Source organism: Pseudomonas sp. GW822-FHT03F08 (assembly GCF_058801265.1).
The window spans coordinates 457,517-481,798 of sequence record NZ_JBXANC010000005.1 but is presented as its reverse complement, the minus strand read 5'-3'; the positions used below and the strand labels follow the sequence as shown (position 1 = coordinate 481,798).

Here is a 24,282-nt window from a genome sequence, read left to right as displayed (position 1 = left end):
TTACCCGATTTTTCACGGACGAAAAAAAACCGGCGATCAACGCCGGTTTTTTTCTGTCACGCATTACTTGATCAGGCTGAGAAACTCGCTGCGGGTCGCCGCGTTTTCACGGAACTCACCGAGCATCACCGAAGTGATCATCGACGAATTCTGTTTCTCCACACCGCGCATCATCATGCACATGTGCTTGGCCTCGATCACCACGGCCACGCCCAGCGCGCCGGTGACCTGCTGGACCGCATCGGCGATCTGGCGGCTGAGGTTTTCCTGGATCTGCAGGCGGCGGGCGTACATATCGACGATCCGCGCGACCTTCGACAGGCCCAGCACTTTGCCGCTCGGGATATACGCGACGTGGGCCTTGCCGATGAACGGCAGCAGGTGGTGTTCGCACAACGAGTAGAGCTCGATGTCCTTGACCAGCACCATTTCGCTGTTGTCGGAGCTGAACAGGGCACCATTGGTGACCTCTTCGAGCGTCTGTTCATAACCGCGGCAGAGGTACTGCATGGCTTTGGCGGCACGCTTTGGCGTGTCGAGCAGGCCCTCGCGGGACACGTCCTCGCCCAGTTGGCCGAGAATCGCGGTGTAATTCTGTTCCAGGGACATGAAACTACCTGTGGGGATTTTCGCAAAGGGCAAGGGTACGGTGGCGGACACGACCCTGCAAGTTCGGTGTGACGGGATTATTCGTCGCGGCCTTCCATCATGGTGCGTTTGAGCATCACGTAAACCGCGCCGGCGCCGCCGTGTTTCGCCTGGCACGAGCAGAAACCGAGCACTTGCGCATGCTGACGCAGCCAGGTGTTGACGTGGCTCTTGATCATCGGCCGCTTGCCGTCCAGCCGCACAGCCTTGCCGTGGGTGACGCGCACGCAGCGAATTTCGAATTTGGTCGCTTCGGCGAGAAACGCCCAAAGGGTTTCCCGGGCCTTTTCGACGCTCATGCCGTGCAGGTCGAGGCTGCCTTCGAACGGGATCTGCCCGACCTTGAGCTTGCGCATCTGGCTTTCCTGCACCCCGTCGCGGGCCCACATCAGCTCATCTTCCGGCCCGACGTCGATCACGAACTGATCGGACAGACCGTCAACAGTGGTGGTTTCGGTACGGATGGTCGCGGACTGGCGCAGCTTGGCGATCTGTGCACGGTCAGCCTTGGGTTTGCCGGTGTCGGCGCGGTCGTGCTTGATCGGCTTGACGCCTTGGATCGCACTTTTGAACAGGGAAAAATCGTCGTCTTGCATATCAGCCTCCGCGAAGGGCGGCCAGTTTACCCAAACAGACACAAAACGGCCCGGCAAAAAGCCAGGCCGTCGATTCAGTCGTGTTTTTTCATCAGGTGCGGGGACATGTTCAGTTCCCGCGATTGCCGTGCGCGACGCCGGCAACGACGCCACAGGGCCACGCCGAAATACAGGAACAACAGGCCGACGGCGAGAATGATCGCCGAGCCCACCGGGGTTGCGTTCAAGTCGCCGAGTGCCGGTGGGTGCCCCAGCAGGCTGGCGGCCCCGGCCAGAGCCAGCAGCACGCCGAACGTCGCCAGAATGGCGGCGATCGCTGCGCCGAAACGAAAACGCCAGTTGCTTTGGCCTTTGGGCCGCAAGCGGCGTGCGTCAAATCCATCGGATAACTTCATTCCGACCTTCCTCAATGGGTATCGGCCCTTCGACCGGGAGTTGACCGGGTTGTTCCTGAGGCTAGGGTAATTGAAGCAAATGCGAGGTCTTTGCAGATGAGCGGCGGGCTGAGCCGCTCATTTACGCTCGATCAGATCAGATCCTTGGTCAGCGCGAGGGTGGCGAAGTTGTCGGCCATGATCGCCATTTCCGCCTCCTGAACCTGTTCGGCACTGAGCACGCGACCCTTGAACGGCAGGTCACGGGTGGCGCAGGCGTCTTCGACCAGGGTGCAACGGAAACCCAGGTTCTTCGCCGCGCGCACGGTGGTGCTGACGCTGGAGTGGCTCATGAAACCGCAGACGATCAGGTCCAGCGAACCGATGGTTTGCAGACGATCGTAGAGTTCGGTGCCGTGGAAAGCGCTCGGCAGCAGTTTGCCGATAATGGTTTCATCGCCCAGGGGTTCCAGGCCGGGGATGAATTCGCCGCGTTCGCCTTGCGGGTCGAACAGACCGCCGACGGTGCCGAGGTGGCGTACGTGCACGATCGGACGGCCGGCTGCGCGGGCGGCGGCAACCAGTTGTTTGATGTTCGCGACAGCTGCGTCCATGCCGCTCAGGGCCAGCGGGCCGCTGAGGTACTCTTTCTGGGCATCGATGATGACCACGGTGGCATGGCTCAACGTGGCCGCTGCGTAACCGCGACCGCTGAGTTGAAACATCGTTTTTGGAACGGACATTCTGGGGCTCCTTGGGGTGGGGCTTTTGCGACATTGTCCTCTGGCTGAGCGGTTCTGTGAATCGCTACCATCGTAGGCACCGTCGTTACTGGCCTGCAGCCTCGTCAAGTTACACGTTCTGTTCAATAGCTGATAAAGAATTCGGAACACTCCTACCGTCGCCCCGGGATTTTTCCTGCGTCGTCGTGGCGCGTTTTGGCTGGTAGAATCGCCAGTCGTTTTTTCTGGAGTTCTGCCCCGTGATCACTTCCCGACTTCGTACCCTGCGCGACCACATCCGTTGGGCCGTCAGCCGCTTCCATGGGGAGGATCTGTTTTTCGGCCATGGCACCGACAATGCCTGGGACGAAGCCCGGCAACTTGTGCTCGGCGCTTTGCACCTGCCATGGGAAATCGCCGACAGCTATCTGGACTGCGCGCTGGAAGACGACGAACTGGTCAACCTGCAACGCCTGCTCAAGCGCCGCATCGAAGAACGCATTCCGACCGCTTACCTGCTGGGCGAGGCGTGGTTCTGCGGCATGTCGTTCATCGTCGATGAGCGCGTGCTGATCCCGCGTTCGCCGATTGGCGAGTTGATCGAAAACCGTTTTGCACCGTGGATCGGCGACGAACCGGCGCGGATTCTCGACCTGTGCACCGGCTCCGGCTGCATCGGCATCGCTTGCGCCTACGAATTCCAGAACGCCGAAGTGGTGCTGGCGGACCTGTCGTTCGAAGCGCTGGAAGTGGCGAACCAGAACATCGAGCGTCATGGCGTCGATGAGCGAGTGTTCACTGTGCAGGGCGATGGTTTTGAGGGTTTGCCGGGTCAACGTTTCGACCTGATCGTGTCGAACCCGCCCTACGTCGACGCGGAAGATTTCGCCGACATGCCGGACGAATACCAGCACGAGCCGGAACTGGGTCTGGCCTGTGGCGATGACGGTTTGAACCTGGTGCGCCGGATGCTCGCCGAAGCGGCGGATCACCTGACCGAGAAAGGTTTGCTGATTGTCGAGGTGGGCAACAGCCAGGTACACGTCGAAGCGTTGTACCCGGAAGTCGATTTCGCCTGGCTGGAATTCCAGCGCGGCGGGCATGGCGTGTTCATGCTGACCGCCGAACAGTGCCGCGATCATCAGGCCCTGTTCGCTTCCCGCGTCTGACCTGAACCGATCGTTCCCACCTCGGTGGGAACGATCATTGGCTTAGCGGTGTGTGGCAATCCAGATCAGCAAGCCGGCCTGGAACACCGCAAACGCCACCAGACACGTAATGGTGAAGCGCAAACCCGCGTCTTCACGCTTGAACTTGCTGACCTTGTCTTCCTGCTTTTTCAGCTTCACTTCCTGCTCGGCCAGATTCTGCTCGGCCTGCTGCAACATTTGCGCGGCCTCGAGAATCTCGACGATCTGCAGCTTTTCGCTGTTCCAGTCGCCCAGCAAGTCGCCGACCTGCACTTCCTTGACGCTGCCCTTCAAATGCTGGGCGTCGGCGTAAACCACATCAAAGCCATGCACGCGCAGAAAGTGATCGCGGCGCAGGCGCGTGTCTTCGTTCAGCGCGTCCTTGTTGTTCAAGTCCATGCCGTCGACGGTGTAGGTAGGCCAGCGCTTTTTCGCCCAGTTGATGCCCTGGGCGGCCATGAAGCGGCCGATGCCACGGTTCAGCGGTTCGATCTGCAAACCGCTGTCCGGACCGAAGTGCACGCGTTTGGTCTTGTGGTCGACCCACACGTCGAGCTGGTTCTGTTCTTTGCGCACACGCTGCGCGGGCAGTTTGATCGACATGCGCATCAGGCTGTGTTCTTTGCTGTTGCGCTCGGCGTAACCGAATTCGACAAAGCGCAACGGCCGCCCGCCGGTGTTGCGATCGGTCTGCAACGGCGCCAGGCGGAGCATCTTGTGGTGCTCGACGTGGACATCCGCCCATGGCAGCTCGACCGCTGGCGGTGCGTCTTTTTCAGCGGTGGTGTCGGGTGAAGTCTGGGTATCAGTCATAACGGCGAGATCCTGTCCAAGCTGCTTGCCGCCAGCCAGTACGCTGGCGACAAAGGCTTATCGGCCGTTTTCTACAGGACTAGAGGGCAAAAAGAGCTTAACGGGTGCGAAGTCCGTCAATAAATTCGAGGATGCGTGTCCCCAATTCCGCCGCCAGCGGCAAATTCGGGTCCTTGTAAGAGGCCATTTGCCGCTTCACGTCGTTGGGCACGATGCGCATCACGTGGTTCATGCCTTCGATCAATGCCAGCGTCGCGTCGGGTTTTGCCGCCTTGAGCAGGTTGGCGTCATCGACTTGAACCTGAATGTCGTTGCTGCCCTGAACGATCAAGGCCGGCATTTTCAGATGGGCGAAGGCTGCGGACGGATCCTGACGGAACAACGAAATCAGATACGGCTGCACGCTAGGGCGAAATATTGGCTGCAAGGGCGCCGGGACATTGTCGTCGGTGTGGCCGGCCTTGAGGCTGTCGAGCAACTCGTTGCTGCGCTGCATCAGTGGCGGCGGTAGGCTGCGGGCCAGTTGCCGGCGCAAAACCTGATCGATCGGCCGGGCGGTGCCGGACAGTGAAATGACCGCAGCGGCGTCGAATTTCGGTGCAGCCAGGCTGGCAATCAGTGCGCCCTCGCTGTGACCCAGCAGGATCAACGGGCCGAAACGCGGATCAGCCTTGAGCTTCTGGCCCCAGGCCACGGCGTCCGCGACGTAGGCATCCACCGACAGATTGCGCTCATCCGGTGTCGCGGCCAGGCTCGTGGCCACCCCGCGTTTGTCGAAACGCACGCTGGCGATGTTGTGCTTGGCCAGCACCCAGGCCAGTCGCTTGAGGCTGTCGTTGCGCCCGCCGTCCGGGTTGTTTCCGTCACGATCCGTAGGACCCGAGCCAGAAAGAATGAGGACAACCGGCACCGGATTGTCAGACTTTGGCAGTAACAGCGAGCCGAAAAGTTCTCCGCTGCCGGTGTCCAAAGTCACCGGGCGTTGCAGGACGGTCGCCTGGACAAAACCAGTAAACAGGGTAAGGCTCAAGATCAAAACTCGCAGCATCATCACGCCATCATTTGCAAAGGTGCCGGTTGGACTCACCAACACCGCCAAGGTTCGAGGATGAACTACTCGGTTAGCCTGCGTATACTGGCGCGCATCATGAATTTGGGTTTGATTTCACGGAGCGTCCTGCATGTCCGGCAATACCTACGGCAAGCTGTTCACTGTCACCACCGCGGGCGAAAGCCATGGTCCGGCGTTGGTCGCCATTGTCGACGGCTGCCCGCCGGGCCTGGAGATTTCCCTTGAGGACCTGCAACGCGATCTCGATCGCCGCAAGCCGGGCACCAGCCGCCACACCACCCAGCGTCAGGAGGCCGACGAAGTCGAAATCCTCTCCGGCGTGTTCGAGGGCCGCACCACCGGCTGCTCCATCGGCCTGCTGATCCGCAACACTGACCAGAAGTCCAAGGACTACTCGGCGATCAAGGATCTGTTCCGTCCGGCCCACGCCGACTACACCTACCACCACAAATACGGCGAGCGCGATTATCGCGGCGGCGGTCGCAGCTCCGCGCGGGAAACCGCGATGCGCGTGGCGGCCGGTGCGATTGCCAAGAAATACCTGGCGACGCAGGGCATCGTCATTCGCGGCTACATGAGCCAGCTCGGCCCGATCGAAATCCCGTTCAAGACCTGGGAATCGGTCGAGCAGAACGCCTTCTTCAGCCCGGACCCGGACAAGGTGCCGGAACTGGAAGCCTACATGGACCAGCTGCGCCGAGATCAGGACTCGGTCGGGGCCAAGATCACCGTGGTCGCCGAAGGCGTGATGCCGGGCCTGGGCGAGCCGATCTTCGACCGTCTCGACGCCGAACTGGCCCACGCGCTGATGAGCATCAACGCGGTCAAAGGCGTGGAAATCGGCGCCGGTTTCGCCTCGGTCGCCCAACGTGGCACCGAGCACCGCGATGAAATGACCCCGGAAGGTTTCCTCAGCAACAACGCCGGCGGCATCCTCGGCGGAATTTCGTCCGGTCAGCCGATCGTCGCGCACCTGGCCTTGAAGCCGACGTCGAGCATCACCACGCCGGGCCGTTCGATCGACATTCATGGCAACCCAGCGGAAGTGATCACCAAGGGGCGTCACGACCCATGCGTCGGCATCCGCGCCACGCCGATTGCCGAGGCGATGATGGCCATCGTGCTGATGGATCACCTGCTGCGTCACCGTGGTCAGAACGCCGACGTGCGTGTCAGCACGCCGGTCCTGGGTCAGCTCTGATGGGTCAACTCACAGCCGCCGCGGTCTGACCGTGGCGGCGCTCCCGTACTGGCGGCTGTCCAGTTTCTATCTGTTCTATTTCGCCTTGCTCGGCTCGACGGCGCCGTTTCTGGCGCTGTACTTCGATCACCTCGGATTCAGCGCGGCGCGCATCGGCGAGTTGGTGGCGATCCCGATGCTGATGCGCTGCGTGGCGCCGAACATCTGGGGCTGGCTCGGCGACTACACCGGCAAACGCCTGGCCATCGTGCGTTTTGGCGCGGTGTGCACATTGGTGACCTTCTCGTTGATTTTCGTCAGCAAGACCTACGCCTGGCTGGCGATGGTCATGGCGTTGCATGCGTTCTTCTGGCACGCGGTGTTGCCGCAGTTCGAAGTCATTACCCTCGCGCATCTGCAGGGCCAGACCTCCCGCTACAGCCAGATTCGGTTGTGGGGTTCCATCGGTTTCATCATCACCGTGGTGGCACTGGGGCGATTGTTCGAATGGCTCAGCCTCGACATCTACCCGGCGGCGCTGGTGTTGATCATGGCCGGCATCGTGCTCAGCAGTCTGTGGGTGCCGAATGCGCAGCCGCCGCAGGGCAACCGGCCGACGGGCGAGGGTTTTCTCAAGCAGTTGCGCAATCCCGGGGTCCTGGCGTTCTACGGTTGCGTGGCGCTGATGCAGATGAGCCACGGGCCGTATTACACGTTTCTGACCTTGCACCTCGAACGCCTGGGTTACAGCCGAGGTGTGATCGGCATGCTCTGGGCCGTTGGCGTGGTGGCGGAAGTGCTGATGTTCATGGCCATGAGCCGGATCCTCGCGCGTTTTTCCCTGCGTCGTGTGCTGATGGCGAGTTTTCAGCTGGCGGCGCTGCGCTGGTTGCTGCTAGGTTCGTTCGCCGAATTCCTGTGGGTGCTGCTGTTTGCCCAGGTGCTGCACGCCGCGACGTTCGGCAGCTTTCATGCCGCTGCCATCCAGTTCGTGCAACGTAGCTTCGGCGCGCGTCAGCAAGGGCAGGGCCAGGCGTTGTACGCCGCACTGGCCGGCACCGGCGGTGCGCTGGGCGCGTTGTATTCCGGCTACAGCTGGAATGCCCTCGGCGCGACATTGACCTTTAGTATTGCCAGTCTCGCGGCGCTCGCTGCTGCCGTTATCATTGCCACACGTATGCAAGAGGACAGGCCATGAGCCTTACGCGTGAACAGCTTGCCCAGCAAATCGTCGACGCCGGGCGTTTTCTTTACGGTCGCGGCTGGTCGCCGGCCACCAGCAGCAACTACTCGACGCGCCTGTCGCCGAGCGAAGCGCTGCTGACCGTGTCCGGCAAGCACAAGGGCCAGTTGGGTCTGGACGACGTGCTTGCCACCGACTTGTCCGGCAACAGCCTGGAACCGGGCAAAAAACCGTCCGCCGAAACCCTGCTGCACACCCAGCTCTACAGCTGGCGCCCGGAAATCGGCGCGGTGCTGCACACCCACTCGGTGAACGCCACGGTGCTGTCGCGCCTGACGCCGGAAGATTTCATCGAGTTCGAAGACTACGAACTGCAAAAAGCCTTCAGCGGTATTTCGACCCACGAATCCCGGGTGCGGGTGCCGATCTTCGACAACGATCAGGACATTGCGCGCCTCGCCGCCAAGGTGCAGCCTTGGCTCGACGCCCATCCCGATTGCGTCGGTTATCTGATTCGCGGTCACGGTCTCTATACCTGGGGCGCGCAGATGAGCGACGCGTTGCGCCAGATCGAGGCCTTTGAATTTCTGTTTGAATGCGAGTTGAAGACCCGCAGCGTCATGAACCGCCAAGGCTGACTTCACCAGAACCAGCCCATTTGCCTGATGAATGCAGTGCCCGACCGGTCTCGAAGAACCGGACGGCAAGGCCGATACCGAGGAATTGCCCCCATGAGCAGCCTGTCCGTCTATCACGTTTCCAGCCCTGAAATTCCGAACAAGGTGCTGACCCATTTCGAAGACATTGCCTCGACCCTGGCCGAGCAGGGCGTGCGCTTCGACCGCTGGCAAGCCGCCGCGAAGATTCAGCCCGGTGCCAGCCAGGAAGAAGTGATCGGCGCCTACAAAGAGCAGATCGACAAGCTGATGACCGAGCGTGGTTACATCACCGTCGATGTGATCAGCCTCAACAGCGATCACCCGCAAAAAGCCGAATTCCGCGCCAAGTTCCTCGAAGAACATCGCCATGGCGAAGACGAAGTACGCTTTTTCGTCGCCGGCCGTGGCCTGTTTACCCTGCACATCGACGATTACGTTTACGCCGTGCTGTGCGAGAAGAACGACCTGATTTCGGTACCGGCCGGCACCAAACACTGGTTCGACATGGGCGAGAACCCGCATTTCGTGGCGATCCGCCTGTTCAACAATCCTGAAGGCTGGGTCGCCAACTTCACCGGCGAAGACATCGCCGGCCGCTTCCCGCGCCTGGAGGACTGAGCCGATGTCGATCAAGGTCATTCTCACCGACATCGAAGGCACCACCAGCGCGGTGAGTTTTGTGTTCGACGTGCTGTTCCCGTATGCCGCCAAACACCTGCCGGACTTCGTTCGCCAGAACGCCCAGCGAACCGACGTCGCCGAACAACTGGACGCCGTGCGCCGCGACAGCAATGAGCTGCAGGCTGACGTTGAGCGAGTGGTAGAAATTCTGCTGGCCTGGATCGCCGAAGACCGCAAAGCCACGCCGCTGAAAGCATTACAAGGCATGGTCTGGGAGCAGGGTTATCAGGCCGGGCAGTTGAAGGGTCATGTTTACCCGGACGCCGTCGAAGCGCTCCAGCGCTGGCATCAGGCCGGGTATCAACTGTTTGTTTATTCGTCTGGTTCGATTCAGGCGCAGAAGCTGATTTTCGGCTGCTCGGAGGCGGGGGATCTGACACCGCTGTTCAGCGGCTATTTCGACACCACGTCGGGCCCGAAGCGCGAAGCGCAGTCCTACAGCACTATTCAGCAGGCCATCGGGGTCGAACCGCAGGAAATCCTGTTCCTGTCCGACATCGTGCAGGAACTCGACGCCGCCCAGGCCGCCGGCCTGCAAACCTGCGGCCTGGCCCGTGAGGGTGGAGAGCTGGAAGGCCATGTGACCGTCGACAGCTTTACCGGGATCGAACCGGAAGCGTTCTGATTCCACACAATCGATGCGCAAACAAACAGGCCGTGAAGCGAAAGCTCCACGGCCTGTTTGTTTATGCGGTGTTTACATCGAGTGATAGGTCGGCAGGGCAAAACGCTGCTGGCTTTGCAGCATGCCGATTTGCGGCAGCTCGCTGGCTTGTTCGGCCAGGTCACGACGGATCGCGCTGATCGCCCACGACAATTGGTCGCCGGCATGCAGTTGCTGATAAGTGAGCGCACGTTTGAACACTTTGCCGTCGGCACTCTTCAGCGTCAGCAGGATCCCGCCATCGGGACGCGGTTGGGTGGTGACGTTGAAGTTGGAGAACAGGGAGGTAAATTTTTCTTGGATCAGGCTCATGTCTTTCAGCTCCGTATGCACTTGAATGGCAAGCATGCATAGGGAGTTGCAGTGATTGTGCCAGTATTCTGTTTTTATAAAATCGTTATAAATCAACAAGTTAGAAATTATGCAAATTCAAGTCGTCGTGCAATCTGCATGAATGGCCATCGTGCATCCTGCATTTTGCGGGATCGCTGTCGATCCGATGGAACCATTCCATCCGGCTGCAATCGCGTTTCGCCTTGTAGCGTTGGCGGATACAAAACATTGCAAAAACCGCGTGTACAGCCCGAGAAGCCCTGACGTATTTTCGGCCTCGACCCTCGCTCAAGAAGCGCCGGTTGCCTTACCCGATTGCCCGACAATAAAAAATCCGGCCTGCACGCCAAGGTCGAACGGGAGCTGCCATGAGCCACGCGCCTAGCGACACGATTACCTGGAGCATGATGCTCCGCAAACTGCCGATGATTGCCAAAGCCATCCCTCGGGTGGTGAAAGGCATGAAGGTGGCCAACGTCAAGGATCCGACCCAAACCTGTGGCCTGGGCTGGACCTTCGAGCAAGCGACCCTGCGCAATCCCGAGGGCCCCGCGCTGCTGTCGGGTGAGGTGGTGCTGAGTTATTCACAGGTCAACCAGTGGGCCAACCGCATTGCCCACTACCTGATCGGGCAGGGCATCGGGAAGGGCGATGTGGTGGCGGTGTTCATCGAAAACCGCCCGGAACTGCTGGTGACGATTCTGGCGCTGGCCAAGGTCGGCGCCGTCAGCGCGCTGCTCAACACTTCGCAGACCCGCGACACGCTGATTCACAGCATCAATCTGGTGGCGCCGGTGGCGATTGTCGTCGGTGAAGAATTGCTGCCAGCCTTCACCGCGGTGCGCGAGCAAGTGACGATTGCGCCGGCCCGCACCTGGTTCGTGGCGGATCAGGAAACCTTCAGCCAGCCGGGCATCGCCCCGGAGGGTTACACCAATCTGATCAGCGCCAGCGCCGATGCGCCAAGCGACAACCCGGCCAGCAGCCGGCAGATTTTTTTCGATGACCCGTGCTTCTACATCTACACCTCAGGCACCACCGGTTTGCCCAAGGCCGGCGTGTTCAAGCACGGACGCTGGATGCGCAGCTCGGCGAGCTTCGGCATGATCGCCCTCGACATGCGCCCGGACGACATCGTCTATTGCACCTTGCCGCTGTATCACGCCACCGGGCTTTGCGTGTGCTGGGGATCGGCGGTCAATGGCGCCTCGGGTTTCGCGATTCGCCGCAAGTTCAGCGCCCGGCAGTTCTGGAGCGACGTACGCCGCTACCGCGCAACCACCATCGGCTACGTCGGTGAATTGTGCCGTTATCTGGTGGATCAGCCGGTCAGCAGCGATGACAGCCGCCATGACGTGCGCAAGATGATCGGCAACGGTTTGCGGCCCGGTGCCTGGGCTGAATTCAAGACCCGGTTTGCGGTGGATCACATCTGCGAACTGTACGCGGCGAGCGACGGCAATATCGGCTTCACCAATATCCTCAACTTCGACAACACCATCGGATTCTCGCTGATGGCCTGGGAACTGGTCGCCTACGATCAGGACAGCGGCGAACCGATTCGTGGTGCTGACGGGTTCATGCGCAAGGTCGACCGGGGCGAGCGCGGCCTGTTGCTGGCGCGGATCGACGACAAGGCGCCGCTGGATGGCTACACCGATCCGCAGAAAACCGCGAAAGTCGTGCTGCAGGACGTATTCACCAAGGGCGACCGCTTCTTCAACACCGGCGATCTGCTGCGCAACATCGGTTTCGGTCATGCGCAGTTTGTCGATCGCCTCGGCGACACCTACCGCTGGAAGGGCGAAAACGTCTCGACCACCGAGGTCGAGAACCTGTTGCTCCAGCATCCGCACATTTCCGAAGCCGTGGCCTATGGCGTGGAAATTCCCAACACCAACGGTCGCGCCGGCATGGCGGCGATCACGCCGGCCGAGTCTCTGGCGACGCTGGACTTCACCGAGCTGCTGGCCTTCGCCCGCCAGCGCATGCCGGCCTATGCGGTGCCGTTGTTCCTGCGGGTCAAAGTGAAAATGGAAACCACCGGCACCTTCAAATACCAGAAGACGCGCCTGAAAAACGAAGGCTTCGACCCCGGCCAGACAGGTGATGACCCGATCTATGCCTGGCTGCCGGGTACTGAAACCTACGTGCAGGTCACGGATGAAATCCTGGCGGACATCCGCGCCGGCAAGTTCCGTTATTGATATTGGCTATCGACTGTCTTGGAAAAAAGGGGGTGACAGCTATCGCCGCGCTCGGGAAACTATCGGCTTTCCGATTGACCGAAAGTGGAGTTGCCCCATGTCCGACCAAAGCCGCCAGATGACCCCCGAAGAAGCTGCCGAATTCACCGAGCAGGTATTCAACAAGGCGCGCGACGGCGATGCGGCGATGCTGGATCGCCTGATCACTGCCGGTCTGCCGGTCAACCTGACCAACAGCAAGGGCGACACCCTGTTGATGCTCGCCAGTTACTACGGTCACGTAGATGCGGTGCAAGTGCTGCTCAAGCACAAGGCCGACCCGGAACAACGCAACGGCAACGGCCAGAGCCCGATTGCCGGCGCGGCGTTCAAGGGTGACCTGGCCGTGGTCAAGGCATTGGTGGCCGGTGGGGCGCAGATTGAAGGCGCTTCCTTCGACGGCCGCACGGCGCTGATGATGGCGGCGATGTTCAACCGGGTTGAAATTGTCGAGTTCCTGATCGACCAGGGCGCGGACCCGAAAGCCAAGGACGCCAACGGCATCACCGCGCTGGACGCGGCCCGCACCATGGGCGCTGTGGACACCACCGCGCAGCTGGAAAAACTGCTGGGCTGAACCGTCGGGCCGGAACCCGCTCTGTGGCGAAGGCGAGAATGCGCTATCCTTCGCGCCCTCAAAATTCTCTTCGTCACAGGATCCGCCCCCATGAAAGCCGCACTCGCCGAACTCATCAGCAAAATCAGCTCCGGCTGCATGGGCGACGACGAGATTCAGAAGGTCGCTGATGAAGCGGCGCAGGCCTACGCCGATGCCGACGCTTTTCTGACCGCCAATCCGGACATCAACTACGACGACACTTTCCCGATTCCTTTGGGCGAATGGGTCGTGGTCGGCAGTCTGCCGGAAACCGTTCTGTTCCAGGCCGACACCTACGTTGACCTGTTCGCGCAGATCGTGGCTTCGTTCGGCCCGGGCGTGGAGTTCAACCTCAAGCCCAAGCAACTGGCCAAGACCGAAGCGCTGACCGCACTCAACCGCATCCAGGTGCAGATGAGCAGCATGAACAAGGAAAACGGCGGCTACACGCTGATGAACTTCAGCCAGTTGCTCGACGACGAACTGCAAGTGGTGCTGGTCTACGGCAACGACGTGCCGCGCGTGCTGGAACTGTGTGCCGAAGTCGGCATCGCCGCTGCGCCGTCGCTGGAAGCCTTGAAGGTCGCCGTTCACGTCTGAGCGCAATAAAAGGGAACCCTGCGCGCGACCGTCTATCCTAAAAGTGCATGCCACTATTCTGGAGTGACACCATGGGTTCCACGTTCAACGGCCTGATCGGCCTGATCATTCTTGCCCTCGACATCTGGGCGATCATCAACGTGCTGAAAAGCGGTGCCGAGACCGGGATGAAAATCCTCTGGGTGCTGTTGATCATCTTCCTGCCGGTGCTGGGCCTGATCATCTGGGCGATTGCCGGGCCGCGGGGCAATGTGCGGATCTGACCGTTCGCGCCAATGGATTGTGCCGGGCCGATGAAGTGAGGTTCGACCTGTCATCTTCGGCAACGTAGAATGCGCGCCTTTCCCGGGCAATCGAACCTGACGATTGGCGCCCGCGCATTCATCGGAGCACTTCACCATGACCGTCACCAAGACCAGCGAATACCTGGAAACCCTCTACGAAGGCTACGGCCAGCGTTTTCGCATGGAAAAACTGCTGCACGAAGTGCGCACCGAACACCAGCACCTGGTGATCTTCCAGAACCCGCGCATGGGCCGGGTGATGGCGCTGGACGGCGTGATCCAGACCACCGAAGCCGATGAATTCATCTACCACGAAATGCTCACCCACGTGCCGATCCTCGCCCACGGCACCGCCAAGCGCGTGCTGATCATCGGCGGCGGCGACGGCGGCATGCTGCGCGAAGTGACCAAGCACGCCAGCGTCGAGCACATCACCATGGTCGAAATCGACGGCACCGTGGTCGACATGTGCAAGGAATTCCTGCCGAACCACTCCAAGGGCGCCTACGACGACCCACGCCTGAACCTGGTGATCGACGACGGCATGCGCTTCGTCGCAACCACCACTGAAAAGTTCGACGTGATCATTTCCGACTCCACCGACCCGATCGGCCCGGGCGAAGTGCTGTTCTCGGAAAACTTCTACCAGGCCTGCCACCGCTGCCTGAACGAGGGCGGCATCCTCGTGACCCAGAACGGCACACCGTTCATGCAGATCGAAGAAGTGAAAACCACCGCCGGTCGCCTGCGCAGCCTGTTCCCGGACTGGCACTTCTATCAGGCGGCCGTGCCGACCTACATCGGCGGTTCGATGACCTTCGCCTGGGGCTCGACCAACCCGGCCTACCGCAAACTGAGCCGTGAAACCCTGCAACAGCGCTTCATCGGCAGCGGCATCGTCACCCGTTACTACAACCCGGAAATCCACATCGGCGCCTTCGCCCTGCCGCAATACGTGCTGCAAGCGGTGAACAAGCCAAGCAACGACTGATCACTCAGCCGTTATCACTGCGGGAGCGAGCGGCTTCGTTCCCGCAGATGAAATGTTTTTCATGTTTCATCGGTGTAAAGCTTTTGAACGATCAATCCTGACAAAAGTCGAGATAGATATGAGCCCATTTGCGGGTTTGTTCGAGGAGGCACCAATGCAAAAGTGGAAAGTCACTTTCGTGGATGATCACGGTGAAATTGTCGATGAAATCTTCGAGCGCGCGGAATGCCCCAGCGACGATGAGGCCGCTCGATTGATCAAGGAACGACTCCTTCCTGTCGTCGCCGCACTGGATCTGAACGATCTGGAAGGGCGCACCTCCGATGCAGGCGCCAAAAGCCTGAAAACCCAGAACAGCATCGAAATCCGCAGCATCACGCCCATCTGAAAATCTTCTTGTCCGTAACGCACCAGGCCTTGGCAGCGGCTCTATCTTGGGGCTACTCTGCAAGCGAGATCAGCGAACGGATCGCTAAGGTCTGGTCTTGTCAGCTACATGCTTGTTTCCCGCCGGCAACACGGTTGTCGTAGCGCTTGAGCCGTTCGGCCAGGTGCAGGGAATACGGAAAGTCTATCCATCTATGCGAGGGGGACGTTCATGAGCACAGCCTATCAAGAAGACATCAGCAGCAGCGTGCTGCGCCGCATGAAAGAAGGCGGTTTCGATTTTTCCCGGTTCCATCCCATCGAGTTCTACGCCATTTTCCCGGACGAGGAGCGGGCGCGCAGGGCGGCAGGCAAGTTTCGCGGTGAATCCATCAATGCCCAGGTCAGTGCGCGCGACGACGGCGCGTGGTCCCTGGAATTGAGCAAGGTGATGTACGCAACCTACGACGACATTGGCGATTTCGAACAGGGCTTTTCGGCGGTGGTCGAGCCACTGGGCGGCATCATCGAAGGCTGGGGCGTGAAGCAGGAGGTGCGCAACCGCCATCGTTTGAACTGATAACCCTCGCAACACGTCGAGCAACGGCTGACCTTCGGGTCGGCCGTTGTCGTTTCTGGACCCTGAACATCGCCCGGCAAAACCCTGAAACAAGAATCCGGCGCAAAAAAAAGCCACCGGGAGAGGTGGCTGAAAGGGAAGACCGGAAGGAGAGGAAACCGGTCAGAGTTACGGCCGGTAGGGCTGCCAGGGCAAGCCGGATCAGTTGGGCTGCGCACTTCGTCAGGGACGTTTCGCAGCGGATGTGCGGATTATCCGCAGGCGCCGCCGGGCAGTGAAATCAACTCTGACTATGCTGGTGATAGGCGACTGCACTGCGTCGCAATGAGGCGGGGGCGATCAGGTTGGGGCATTTGCCGCACAGGAATGGTGCGGTGTTTGTGGCGTGAATATCCAACCGATTGAAATCAAAGCGTTTATGCCGATGGCACGGGCCTTGCGAAGGCCTGTATGTCCGGGGTGACAAGGAGTACGGCATGATCCGCACCTATTTTGATGAAATGTACGATGCCGGCGGCCAGGTCCGCCCGCATTACCGGGAGTTTGCCCGCTGGCTGGCCGATACGCCTGACGAGCTGTTGGCCCAGCGGCGACGCGAGGCCGATCTGCTGTTCCATCGTGCCGGGATCACTTTCACGCTCTACGGGGACGAGCAAGGGACAGAACGCCTGATTCCCTTCGACACCATTCCGCGCAGCATTCCCGCCAGCGAGTGGCGGATCGTCGAGCGCGGCTGCATCCAGCGCGTCAAGGCGTTGAACATGTTCCTCGCCGACCTCTATCACGAGCAGCGCATCATCAAGGCCGGGATCATTCCCGCCGAGCAGGTGCTGGCCAACGAGCAATACCAGTTGGCGATGCAGGGGCTGGATCTGCACCGCGATATCTATTCGCACATCTCTGGCGTCGATCTGGTGCGCGACGGCGACGGCACGTATTACGTGCTCGAGGACAACCTGCGCACGCCCAGCGGCGTGAGCTACATGCTCGAAGACCGCAAGATGATGATGCGCCTGTTCCCCGAGCTGTTCGCGGCCCAGCGCATCGCCCCGATCGACCATTACCCGAACCTGCTGCTCGACACCCTGAAAAGCTCAAGCCCCATCGACGACCCGAGTGTGGTGGTGCTGACACCGGGGCGGTTCAACAGCGCGTTTTTCGAGCATGCGTTTCTGGCCCGGGAAATGGGCGTCGAGCTGGTCGAAGGTGCCGATCTGTTCGTGCGCGACGACAAGGTCTTCATGCGCACCACCGATGGCCCGAAAGCGGTGGACGTGATCTACCGCCGGCTCGACGACGCCTTCCTCGATCCGTTGGCGTTCCGCCCGGATTCGATGCTCGGCGTGCCGGGACTGTTGTCGTCGTATCGCTCCGGCAATGTGGTGCTGGCCAATGCGATCGGCACCGGCGTGGCGGACGATAAGTCGGTGTATCCGTTCGTCACCGAGATGATCCGTTTCTACCTTGATGAAGAGCCGATCCTGAAGAACGTGCCGACGTGGCAATGCCGCAATCCGTCTGAACTTTCCCATGTGCTGGCCAATCTTCCGGATCTGGTGGTCAAGGAAACCCAGGGCTCCGGCGGCTACGGAATGCTCGTGGGGCCGGCGGCAACAACGGCGGAAATCGATGCGTTCCGCGAGCGGATCAAGGCCAAGCCCCACGCGTACATCGCGCAACCGACGCTGTCGCTGTCGACCTGTCCGACCTTTGTCGAAAACGGCATTGCGCCGCGCCATATCGACCTGCGCCCGTTCGTATTGTCCGGCCGCGAAACCCGGGTTGTGCCCGGCGGTTTGACCCGTGTCGCCCTGCGTGAAGGCTCTCTGGTGGTGAATTCATCCCAGGGCGGCGGAACCAAGGACACCTGGGTGGTCGAGGATTGAAGGAAGCCTGCCATGTTAAGTAGAACTGCCTCGGATCTGTACTGGATGTCGCGTTACCTGGAGCGGGCGGAAAACCTCGCCCGCATGCTCGATGTCAGCTATTCGCTGTCGCTGATGCCGCAGGACGGCCGTGGCGACGGTCTGCACGAACTGGCGATGCCGCTGCTGATCACCGGCACGCTGGACGACTACCTGGAACGCCACGGCGAGTTGCATGCTGAGCGATTGCTGCACTTCTTCGCGCTCGACGCGGCCAACCCGGCGAGCATCTATAGCTGCCTCGGCGCGGCGCGAGCCAGTGCCCACGCGGTGCGCGGTCGGATCACCGCCGACATGTGGGAGAACATCAACGCCACCTGGCTGGAGATCCGCGGGATCGCCAACCAGGGCCTCAGCCGCTATGGCATGAGCCGTTTCTGTGAGTGGATCAAGGAACGTTCGCACCTGTTCCGCGGGGCGTCCTACGGCACCATCATGCGCAACGATGCGTTTCGTTTCATCCGGTTGGGCACGTTCATCGAGCGGGCCGACAACACTTTGCGCCTGCTAGACGCCCGCTATGAAATGGCCGGCGATCAGGCCGAAGCGGTCAGCGATGGCACCGCCCACGCCTATTACCAATGGAGTGCCTTGTTGCGGGCCTTGTCCTCGTTCGAGGCCTACACCGAAATCTACCGCGACGCGCCCGGCGCCCGGCATGTCGCCGAGCTGCTGCTGTTGCGTGCCGACGTGCCGCGCTCGCTGCGGGCCTGCACCGAGGAGATCGACCAGATCCTCGCGCAACTGCCGGGGGCCAACGGTCGTCCTGCGCAACGACTGGCGGCGGAAATGGACGCACGCCTGCGTTACACCGGCATCCACGAAATCCTCGAGGAAGGGCTGCACGCCTGGCTCACCGAGTTCATCCCGCTGGTGCGCCAGTTGGGCAACGCCATTCACAGTTCCTACCTGGAGGCCGCATGAGACTTTCCATCAGCCACGAGACCACCTATCACTACGAAGATCAGGTGCGGGCGAGCATCCAGTACCTGCGTCTGACACCTCACGACAGCGAGCGTCAGCATGTGCTGAGCTGGCAGCTCGACCTGCCGCGCCCGGTGCGCGCCCAGCTCGATCCGTTCGGCAACATTCTGCACGTGCTGACGATGGACGAACCCCACGAAGCGATCATCATCGGTGCTCGTGGGCAGGTCGATATCGACGAGTTGCGCGAGGCGGAACACGAGAGCCAGTCGGCGCTGCCATTCCTGCGCTTCACCCGCCTCACCGAGGCGGACGAGGCGCTGCGGGCGTTTGCCGAGAAGTCCTGCAAGCAACGACGCGACCGCAATGCACTGATCGATCTGATGCATGGCCTGAATCAGCACATGACCTATAAGCCTGGCTCCACCGAAGTCGACACCAGCGCCGCCGAGGCGTTTGCCGGGCGGGCGGGTGTTTGCCAGGACCACGCACACGCGTTTCTGGCCTGCGCGCGCAGCCTCGGTGTGCCGTCGCGGTATGTGTCGGGTTATCTGTACAGCGAGGATTGCGAGCATCTGGCCAGTCACGCCTGGGCCGAGGCCTGGATCGATGACGCCTGGTACAGCTTTGACGTGACCAATGAACTGGCCCGGCCGGAGCGGCACCTGAAACTGGCGGTGGGCCTGGATTACCTCGACGCCTGCCCGGTGCGGGGCATGCGTCGGGGCGGTGGGTCAGAGCAGATGCACGCGAAAGTGCTGGTGTCGCCGACACCAGCGCCAATCATCTCGGTGCAACAGCAGTAAACGACGTAGTCGGGTTACTTGGCGGGCGCAACCTTGCGCCCGGCCATGTGCTGTAAGTATCCCACCAGTTTCTGCAGATCCGCCTCCGGTAATACCTCGGCGGAAAACCCTGGCATCTTCGCTTGCGGCCACTGGCGCAAACTCTGCGGATCGCGGATGTAGCGCTTGAGGAAGTCCGCGCCGAAATACTCGGTCGGGCTGTAGGGAATATTCAGGTCCGGTCCGAATTGCGCATCCCCCGCGCCATTCAGGCGATGGCAGGCCAGACAGTTCTTCTGGAACAGCGCAAAACCCTGATTCACCGGGTCATCGGCCTTCAACGCAGGATCCGGCAACAGGGCAGGGAAGCGCTCGGCCACCGGCGCCATGCGTTTGATGCTCGCCACTTCGAACGGCCATTGTTCCGGGCTGATATGGCCGGCCTGCGGATCGGTCCACACCAGATAGAACGGTCCGGCGCTGTGCTTGCCTTCCGACAGCGGCGGCCAAGGATGGGCCGGGTCTTCGATGGCCAGCCAGGCGCGGGAACCTTTGGTGTTCAGCAACGGCGCAGCGGCCAGCTCGGCGGCAAAACCATCCAGTGCTACGGCTTGCAGGTGATCGTCCGGTTTGATTCCGGTCAGCAATGCAGCCACCGGCACGGCGCGATAAGTCATGTCCTTCTTGTAGGACACGTCATTCTTGATCGTGAGGGTTTGTACCTGAGGATGCTTGAGCAATTCCTCGGTCTGCCAGGTGCGGCTGTTCGCGCCCAGCTCCAGATTCAGCTGTGCGGCAGACAGGGGCAAGCTCAGCAGCATGGCCCCAAACAGAATGAGCGTTTTCAATTGATCGCCGTCCATGTCGTGGAAGTGCGCAAAGGTTGGCACAGCCACGCTGGCCCGGGTAGCGGGCCAGTCACATTTTCAGTGGCGATGAGCAATACCTGCCGCTTGAATCAGCCGATGACCTTGGTCAGATTCGGCAAAATCAACAACAGCGTCGTGGCGAAAAGAATGAGCCCTGCTTGACGAACTTTCGGTTGTTTGAACATGGCTTGACCGCCTTTTTTGTTATTTCCTGATGCCTGCCTGCATATCCATGATGGCAAGCGCTGCACTTCCTGTTGAAGAACGCCTGCCTCGGCAAAACCCGACGACAACGACGTACATGTTCACCTTAGGGCCCGCGTCACGCTTGGCTTAGATCCATTTCATATGTATTTGCTGCTGAACGCGATTAAAAAGGCATGAGGCCCATTGCCAGCTTCTTTGCCGCCCTTTTGCTAGACAGCTCGCTGACCTGAACCGGTTAACCTGGTCGGGAATGACCGTCCGTCTGAGCGTGCGCGTCAACGTCATTGAGCGCTGTGGTCATTGAATCCGTGACCGTCCCGGCCAAGAGTGGAGGCACGAATTTCACTCACCGCACAGGTTCGAGAACGCCATGACCCAAGCTTTGATTTTCGACGCGTTACGCACGCCCCGTGGCCGAGGCAAGGCCGACGGTTCGCTGCACAGCGTCAAACCGGTGAACCTGGTGGCCGGGCTGCTGACCGCTTTGCAGGCGCGCACTTCGCTGGACACCAGCCAGGTCGATGACGTGGTGCTCGGTTGCGTCACGCCGATTGGCGATCAAGGCTCGGACATCGCGAAAACCGCCGTGCAGGTGGCCGATTGGGACGTCAGCGTTGCCGGCGTGCAGATCAACCGGTTCTGCGCCTCGGGCCTGGAAGCGGTGAACCTGGGGGCGATGAAAGTGCGCTCCGGGTTCGAAGACCTGGTGGTGGTTGGCGGTGTCGAATCCATGTCCCGCGTACCGATGGGCAGTGATGGCGGTGCCTGGGCGCTGGACCCGCAGACCAACCTGCACAGCCATTTCACCCCTCAAGGCGTCGGCGCCGACCTGATCGCCACGCTTGAAGGCTTCAGTCGTCAGGACGTCGATGCTTACGCGCTGCACTCGCAACAAAAAGCCGCCCGGGCTCGGGCCGACGGTTCGTTCAACAAGTCGTTGGTGCCGGTGCAGGACCAGAACGGCATCATTCTGCTCGATCACGATGAGTTCATTCGCGCCGAGTCGACCCTCGAAGGCTTGGGTAAGCTTAAGCCGAGTTTCGAAATGATCGGCCAGATGGGCTTCGACGCCACGGCGCTGCGGGTCTACAGCCATGTCGAGCGCATCAACCATGTGCACACGCCGGGCAACAGCTCGGGGATCGTCGACGGCGCGGCGCTGATGCTGATCGGTTCCGAGGCCAAGGGCCGGGCGCTCGGTCTGCAACCTCGGGCGCGGATTGTCGCCACGGCGGTCACCAGCACCGACCCGACCATCATGCTCACCGGCCCGGCGCCGGCCACACGCAAGGCGCTGGCCAAGGCCGGGCTGCGGGTGGAAGACATCGACCTGTTTGAAGTCAACGAGGCGTTCGCCTCGGTGGTGCTGAAATTCATCAAGGACATGGCCGTCGACCCGGACAAGGTCAACGTCAATGGCGGCTCGATTGCGATGGGCCATCCGCTGGGCGCCACCGGTTGCGCGATTCTCGGCACCTTGCTCGATGAACTGGAAGCTCGGCGCCTGCGCTATGGCCTGGCGACGCTGTGCGTCGGCGGCGGCATGGGCATCGCCACCATCATCGAACGCCTCTGACCCCAAGGAATCTTGTCATGACCCAAGCCATTCGTTACGAAAAAGGCCAGGACGGCATCGTCCTCCTGACCATCGACATGCCGGGCCAGAGCGCCAACACCATGAACGCGGTGTACCGCGAGGCCATGGCCGACAGCGTCGCCCGACTGCTCGCGGAAAAAGATGACATCGTCGGGGTGATCATCACTTCGGCCAAAAAGACCTTCTTCGCCGGCGGCGACCTGAATGAACTGATCAAGGTCGGCAAGCCTGAAGCCAAGGCTTTCTACGACATGGTGCTGACCCTCAAGGGCCAATTGCGCACCCTGGAAACCCTCGGCAAACCGGTGGTCGCGGCGATCAACGGCGCGGCGCTCGGCGGAGGCTGGGAAATCTGCCTGGCCTGCCACCACCGCGTGGCGCTGGACGATGCTTCGGTGCAGCTCGGCCTGCCGGAAGTGACCCTCGGCCTGTTGCCGGGCGGCGGCGGAGTGGTGCGCATGGTGCGCATGCTCGGCATCGAAAAAGCCCTGCCGTATCTGCTCGAAGGCAAGAAAGTCCGTCCGCAGCAGGCGTTGCAGGCCGGTTTGATCGATGAACTGGCGGCGGATCGCGATGAGCTGCTGGCCAAGGCCCGGGCCTGGATTCTGGCCAACCCTGCGGCCGTGCAGCGTTGGGATGTGAAGGGCTATCAGATCCCCGGCGGCACGCCGTCGAACCCGAAAGTCGCGCAGATGCTGGCGATTGCGCCGTCGATCCTGCGCAGCAAAACCCAGGGCACGTTGCCGGCGCCGGAGAAGATTCTCTGCGCAGCGGTGGAAGGCGCGCAGGTGGATTTCGATACCGCACACCTGATCGAGACCCGCTACTTCACCGAACTGACCACCGGCCAGATCTCGAAAAACCTGATCGGCACCTTCTGGTTCCAGCTCAATGAAATCAATGCCGGCGGTTCGCGTCCGCAGGGCTTTGCACCTTACGTGACGAAACGCGTGGGCGTCCTCGGGGCGGGCATGATGGGCGCCGGCATCGCCTATGTCAGCGCCTCGGCCGGGATCGAGGTGGTGCTCAAGGACATCAACCTCGCTGCCGCCGAAAAGGGCAAGGCGCATTCGGCGGCGCTGCTGGACAAGAAAGTCGCTCGCGGGCAAATGTCTGCGCAGCAGCGTGAAGCGGTGCTGGCGCGGATCCAGACCACTGAAAGCGATACCGATCTGGCGGGTTGCGATCTGATCATCGAAGCGGTGTTCGAGGACCGTCAGCTCAAGGCCAAAGTCTCGGCAGCGGCGCAACAGGTGGTCGGTGCCGACGCGGTGATTGCCTCCAATACTTCGACCTTGCCCATCACCGGCCTAGCGGCTGCGGTGCCGGATCAGAGCAAGTTCATCGGCCTGCACTTCTTCAGTCCGGTGGAAAAAATGCCGTTGGTAGAAATCATCAAAGGCGCGCAAACCAGCGATGAAACCCTCGCCCGCGGGTTCGATTTCGTCCTGCAAATCAAGAAAACGCCGATCGTGGTCAACGACAGTCGCGGCTTCTTCACCTCGCGGGTGTTTGGCACCTTCACCAACGAAGGCATTGCCATGCTCGGCGAAGGCGTCAGTGCGCCGATGATCGAAACCGAAGCACGCAAGGCCGGCATGCCCATCGGGCCTCTGGCGATCTCTGACGAAGTTTCCCTCAGCCTGATGAGCCATATCCGTCAGCAAACGGCCAAAGACCTGCAAGCGGAAGGGAAACCGCTGATTGAGCACCCCGCGTTCGCCGTGATTGACTTGCTGCTCAACGAATACAAGCGGCCGGGCAAGGCGGCGGGAGGCGGTTTTTACGAGTACCCGGCGGGAGGCCAGAAACACCTGTGGCCCGAGCTGAAATCCCGTTTCGAGACAGCCGACGGGCAGATTTCGCCGAAGGATGTGCGTGACCGGTTGCTGTTTGTACAGGCCATCGAAACCGTGCGCTGTGTTGAGGAGGGCGTGTTGACCTCGACGGCGGACGCCAACGTCGGCTCGATCTTCGGCATCGGTTTCGCGGCATGGACGGGCGGCGCGTTACAGTTCATCAATCAATATGGCGTGAAGGACTTTGTCGCGCGGGCCCAGTACCTGGCTGAGCAATACGGCGAACGTTTCGCGCCGCCAGCGCTGCTGCTGGAAAAGGCTGCGAAGGGCGAGTTGTTCTAACGGGCGGGGACGCATTTCGGGGCTTGCCTTGCCGGGTGGTTTCAAGGCAGGCTC

General features: G+C 61.0%; 26 protein-coding genes. 18 read left to right on the top strand and 8 right to left on the bottom strand.

The window, feature by feature from the left end; all coding sequences use genetic code 11:
- Window positions 1-63 precede the first annotated feature (63 nt).
- The 4 genes from folE to AC1RME_RS15610 form a co-directional block, all read right to left on the bottom strand.
- On the bottom strand, window positions 64-609 hold the full coding sequence (folE, locus tag AC1RME_RS15625) for a GTP cyclohydrolase I FolE (protein WP_003204506.1): 546 nt from the start codon (window positions 607-609) through the stop codon (window positions 64-66).
- Between the two features lie 77 nt (window positions 610-686).
- Window positions 687-1,244, bottom strand: coding sequence for a Smr/MutS family protein (locus tag AC1RME_RS15620; RefSeq protein ID WP_085732349.1), 558 nt, complete (start codon window positions 1,242-1,244; stop codon window positions 687-689).
- 74 nt (window positions 1,245-1,318) lie between these two features.
- The gene (locus tag AC1RME_RS15615) at window positions 1,319-1,639 is read right to left on the bottom strand and encodes a hypothetical protein (RefSeq protein WP_273539020.1); all 321 of its coding nucleotides are present in this window, start codon (window positions 1,637-1,639) and stop codon (window positions 1,319-1,321) included.
- Window positions 1,640-1,770: 131 nt separating this feature from the next.
- Entirely contained in the window at window positions 1,771-2,361 is a 591-nt protein-coding gene (locus AC1RME_RS15610) for a cysteine hydrolase family protein (RefSeq protein WP_493091543.1), read from the bottom strand.
- A 239-nt stretch (window positions 2,362-2,600) separates the two neighbouring features.
- Between AC1RME_RS15610 and prmB the strand changes: the two genes are divergently transcribed.
- Window positions 2,601-3,509 (top strand): 50S ribosomal protein L3 N(5)-glutamine methyltransferase, encoded by a 909-nt coding sequence (gene prmB / locus AC1RME_RS15605; RefSeq protein ID WP_096822946.1) that lies wholly within the window; start codon window positions 2,601-2,603, stop codon window positions 3,507-3,509.
- 42 nt (window positions 3,510-3,551) lie between these two features.
- Here the strand turns inward: prmB and AC1RME_RS15600 are convergent, their stop codons facing one another.
- Both AC1RME_RS15600 and AC1RME_RS15595 read right to left on the bottom strand, forming a co-directional pair.
- On the bottom strand, window positions 3,552-4,343 hold the full coding sequence (locus AC1RME_RS15600) for a hypothetical protein (RefSeq protein ID WP_096822947.1): 792 nt from the start codon (window positions 4,341-4,343) through the stop codon (window positions 3,552-3,554).
- 97 nt (window positions 4,344-4,440) lie between these two features.
- Window positions 4,441-5,394, bottom strand: coding sequence for an alpha/beta hydrolase (locus tag AC1RME_RS15595; protein ID WP_493091542.1), 954 nt, complete (start codon window positions 5,392-5,394; stop codon window positions 4,441-4,443).
- A gap of 130 nt (window positions 5,395-5,524) precedes the next feature.
- Here AC1RME_RS15595 and aroC point away from each other — a divergent pair, with 130 nt between their 5' ends.
- From aroC to mtnC, 5 genes are all read left to right on the top strand, one after another.
- Window positions 5,525-6,616 carry a chorismate synthase gene (gene aroC / locus AC1RME_RS15590; protein WP_096822949.1) on the top strand — a complete coding sequence of 364 codons (1,092 nt, stop codon included), beginning with the start codon at window positions 5,525-5,527 and terminating at the stop codon, window positions 6,614-6,616.
- Between the two features lie 31 nt (window positions 6,617-6,647).
- Entirely contained in the window at window positions 6,648-7,793 is a 1,146-nt protein-coding gene (locus AC1RME_RS15585) for an MFS transporter (protein WP_493091541.1), read from the top strand.
- Complete coding sequence (locus tag AC1RME_RS15580) at window positions 7,790-8,416, top strand: methylthioribulose 1-phosphate dehydratase (RefSeq protein ID WP_085710648.1); 627 nt, start codon at window positions 7,790-7,792, stop codon at window positions 8,414-8,416. The genes AC1RME_RS15585 and AC1RME_RS15580 overlap by 4 nt, the downstream gene beginning before the upstream one ends.
- Before the next feature lie 93 nt (window positions 8,417-8,509).
- On the top strand, window positions 8,510-9,055 hold the full coding sequence (locus tag AC1RME_RS15575) for a 1,2-dihydroxy-3-keto-5-methylthiopentene dioxygenase (protein ID WP_007959995.1): 546 nt from the start codon (window positions 8,510-8,512) through the stop codon (window positions 9,053-9,055).
- A 4-nt stretch (window positions 9,056-9,059) separates the two neighbouring features.
- Entirely contained in the window at window positions 9,060-9,743 is a 684-nt protein-coding gene (gene mtnC, locus AC1RME_RS15570; protein ID WP_493091540.1) for an acireductone synthase, read from the top strand.
- 72 nt (window positions 9,744-9,815) lie between these two features.
- Here the strand turns inward: mtnC and AC1RME_RS15565 are convergent, their stop codons facing one another.
- Entirely contained in the window at window positions 9,816-10,094 is a 279-nt protein-coding gene (locus AC1RME_RS15565) for a DUF3509 domain-containing protein (RefSeq protein WP_096822971.1), read from the bottom strand.
- A 389-nt stretch (window positions 10,095-10,483) separates the two neighbouring features.
- On the opposite strand from AC1RME_RS15565, the gene AC1RME_RS15560 reads away from it, so the two are divergent.
- The 10 genes from AC1RME_RS15560 (at window position 10,484) to AC1RME_RS15515 (ending at window position 19,435) form a co-directional block, all read left to right on the top strand.
- On the top strand, window positions 10,484-12,322 hold the full coding sequence (locus AC1RME_RS15560) for a long-chain-acyl-CoA synthetase (RefSeq protein WP_493091539.1): 1,839 nt from the start codon (window positions 10,484-10,486) through the stop codon (window positions 12,320-12,322).
- A 97-nt stretch (window positions 12,323-12,419) separates the two neighbouring features.
- Complete coding sequence (locus AC1RME_RS15555; protein ID WP_096822953.1) at window positions 12,420-12,938, top strand: ankyrin repeat domain-containing protein; 519 nt, start codon at window positions 12,420-12,422, stop codon at window positions 12,936-12,938.
- Between the two features lie 90 nt (window positions 12,939-13,028).
- Window positions 13,029-13,559 carry a hypothetical protein gene (locus AC1RME_RS15550; RefSeq protein WP_096822954.1) on the top strand — a complete coding sequence of 177 codons (531 nt, stop codon included), beginning with the start codon at window positions 13,029-13,031 and terminating at the stop codon, window positions 13,557-13,559.
- A 71-nt stretch (window positions 13,560-13,630) separates the two neighbouring features.
- A complete protein-coding gene (locus tag AC1RME_RS15545) occupies window positions 13,631-13,822 on the top strand; it encodes a PLDc N-terminal domain-containing protein (protein WP_102622501.1) in 192 nt (63 codons plus the stop codon).
- A 136-nt stretch (window positions 13,823-13,958) separates the two neighbouring features.
- Window positions 13,959-14,834, top strand: a complete 876-nt coding sequence (speE, locus tag AC1RME_RS15540; protein WP_085690505.1) for a polyamine aminopropyltransferase — start codon at window positions 13,959-13,961, stop codon at window positions 14,832-14,834.
- A gap of 154 nt (window positions 14,835-14,988) precedes the next feature.
- Window positions 14,989-15,222: a hypothetical protein gene (locus tag AC1RME_RS15535; RefSeq protein WP_493073834.1), complete on the top strand. Its 234-nt coding sequence runs from the start codon at window positions 14,989-14,991 to the stop codon at window positions 15,220-15,222.
- Between the two features lie 210 nt (window positions 15,223-15,432).
- Window positions 15,433-15,780, top strand: coding sequence for a ribonuclease E inhibitor RraB (locus AC1RME_RS15530; RefSeq protein WP_096822957.1), 348 nt, complete (start codon window positions 15,433-15,435; stop codon window positions 15,778-15,780).
- 476 nt (window positions 15,781-16,256) lie between these two features.
- The gene (locus AC1RME_RS15525) at window positions 16,257-17,666 is read left to right on the top strand and encodes a circularly permuted type 2 ATP-grasp protein (protein ID WP_025113343.1); all 1,410 of its coding nucleotides are present in this window, start codon (window positions 16,257-16,259) and stop codon (window positions 17,664-17,666) included.
- A 12-nt stretch (window positions 17,667-17,678) separates the two neighbouring features.
- A complete protein-coding gene (locus AC1RME_RS15520; protein WP_096822958.1) occupies window positions 17,679-18,629 on the top strand; it encodes an alpha-E domain-containing protein in 951 nt (316 codons plus the stop codon).
- On the top strand, window positions 18,626-19,435 hold the full coding sequence (locus AC1RME_RS15515) for a transglutaminase family protein (protein WP_085710657.1): 810 nt from the start codon (window positions 18,626-18,628) through the stop codon (window positions 19,433-19,435). Before AC1RME_RS15520 ends, AC1RME_RS15515 begins: the two co-directional genes overlap by 4 nt.
- Before the next feature lie 14 nt (window positions 19,436-19,449).
- On the opposite strand, the gene AC1RME_RS15510 is transcribed toward AC1RME_RS15515, so the two are convergent.
- Complete coding sequence (locus tag AC1RME_RS15510) at window positions 19,450-20,277, bottom strand: c-type cytochrome (RefSeq protein WP_493073851.1); 828 nt, start codon at window positions 20,275-20,277, stop codon at window positions 19,450-19,452.
- Between the two features lie 583 nt (window positions 20,278-20,860).
- Here AC1RME_RS15510 and AC1RME_RS15505 point away from each other — a divergent pair.
- Window positions 20,861-22,066 carry an acetyl-CoA C-acetyltransferase gene (locus tag AC1RME_RS15505; RefSeq protein ID WP_102622499.1) on the top strand — a complete coding sequence of 402 codons (1,206 nt, stop codon included), beginning with the start codon at window positions 20,861-20,863 and terminating at the stop codon, window positions 22,064-22,066.
- Window positions 22,067-22,083: 17 nt separating this feature from the next.
- The gene (locus AC1RME_RS15500) at window positions 22,084-24,228 is read left to right on the top strand and encodes a 3-hydroxyacyl-CoA dehydrogenase NAD-binding domain-containing protein (protein ID WP_493091538.1); all 2,145 of its coding nucleotides are present in this window, start codon (window positions 22,084-22,086) and stop codon (window positions 24,226-24,228) included.
- Window positions 24,229-24,282: the final 54 nt, after the last annotated feature.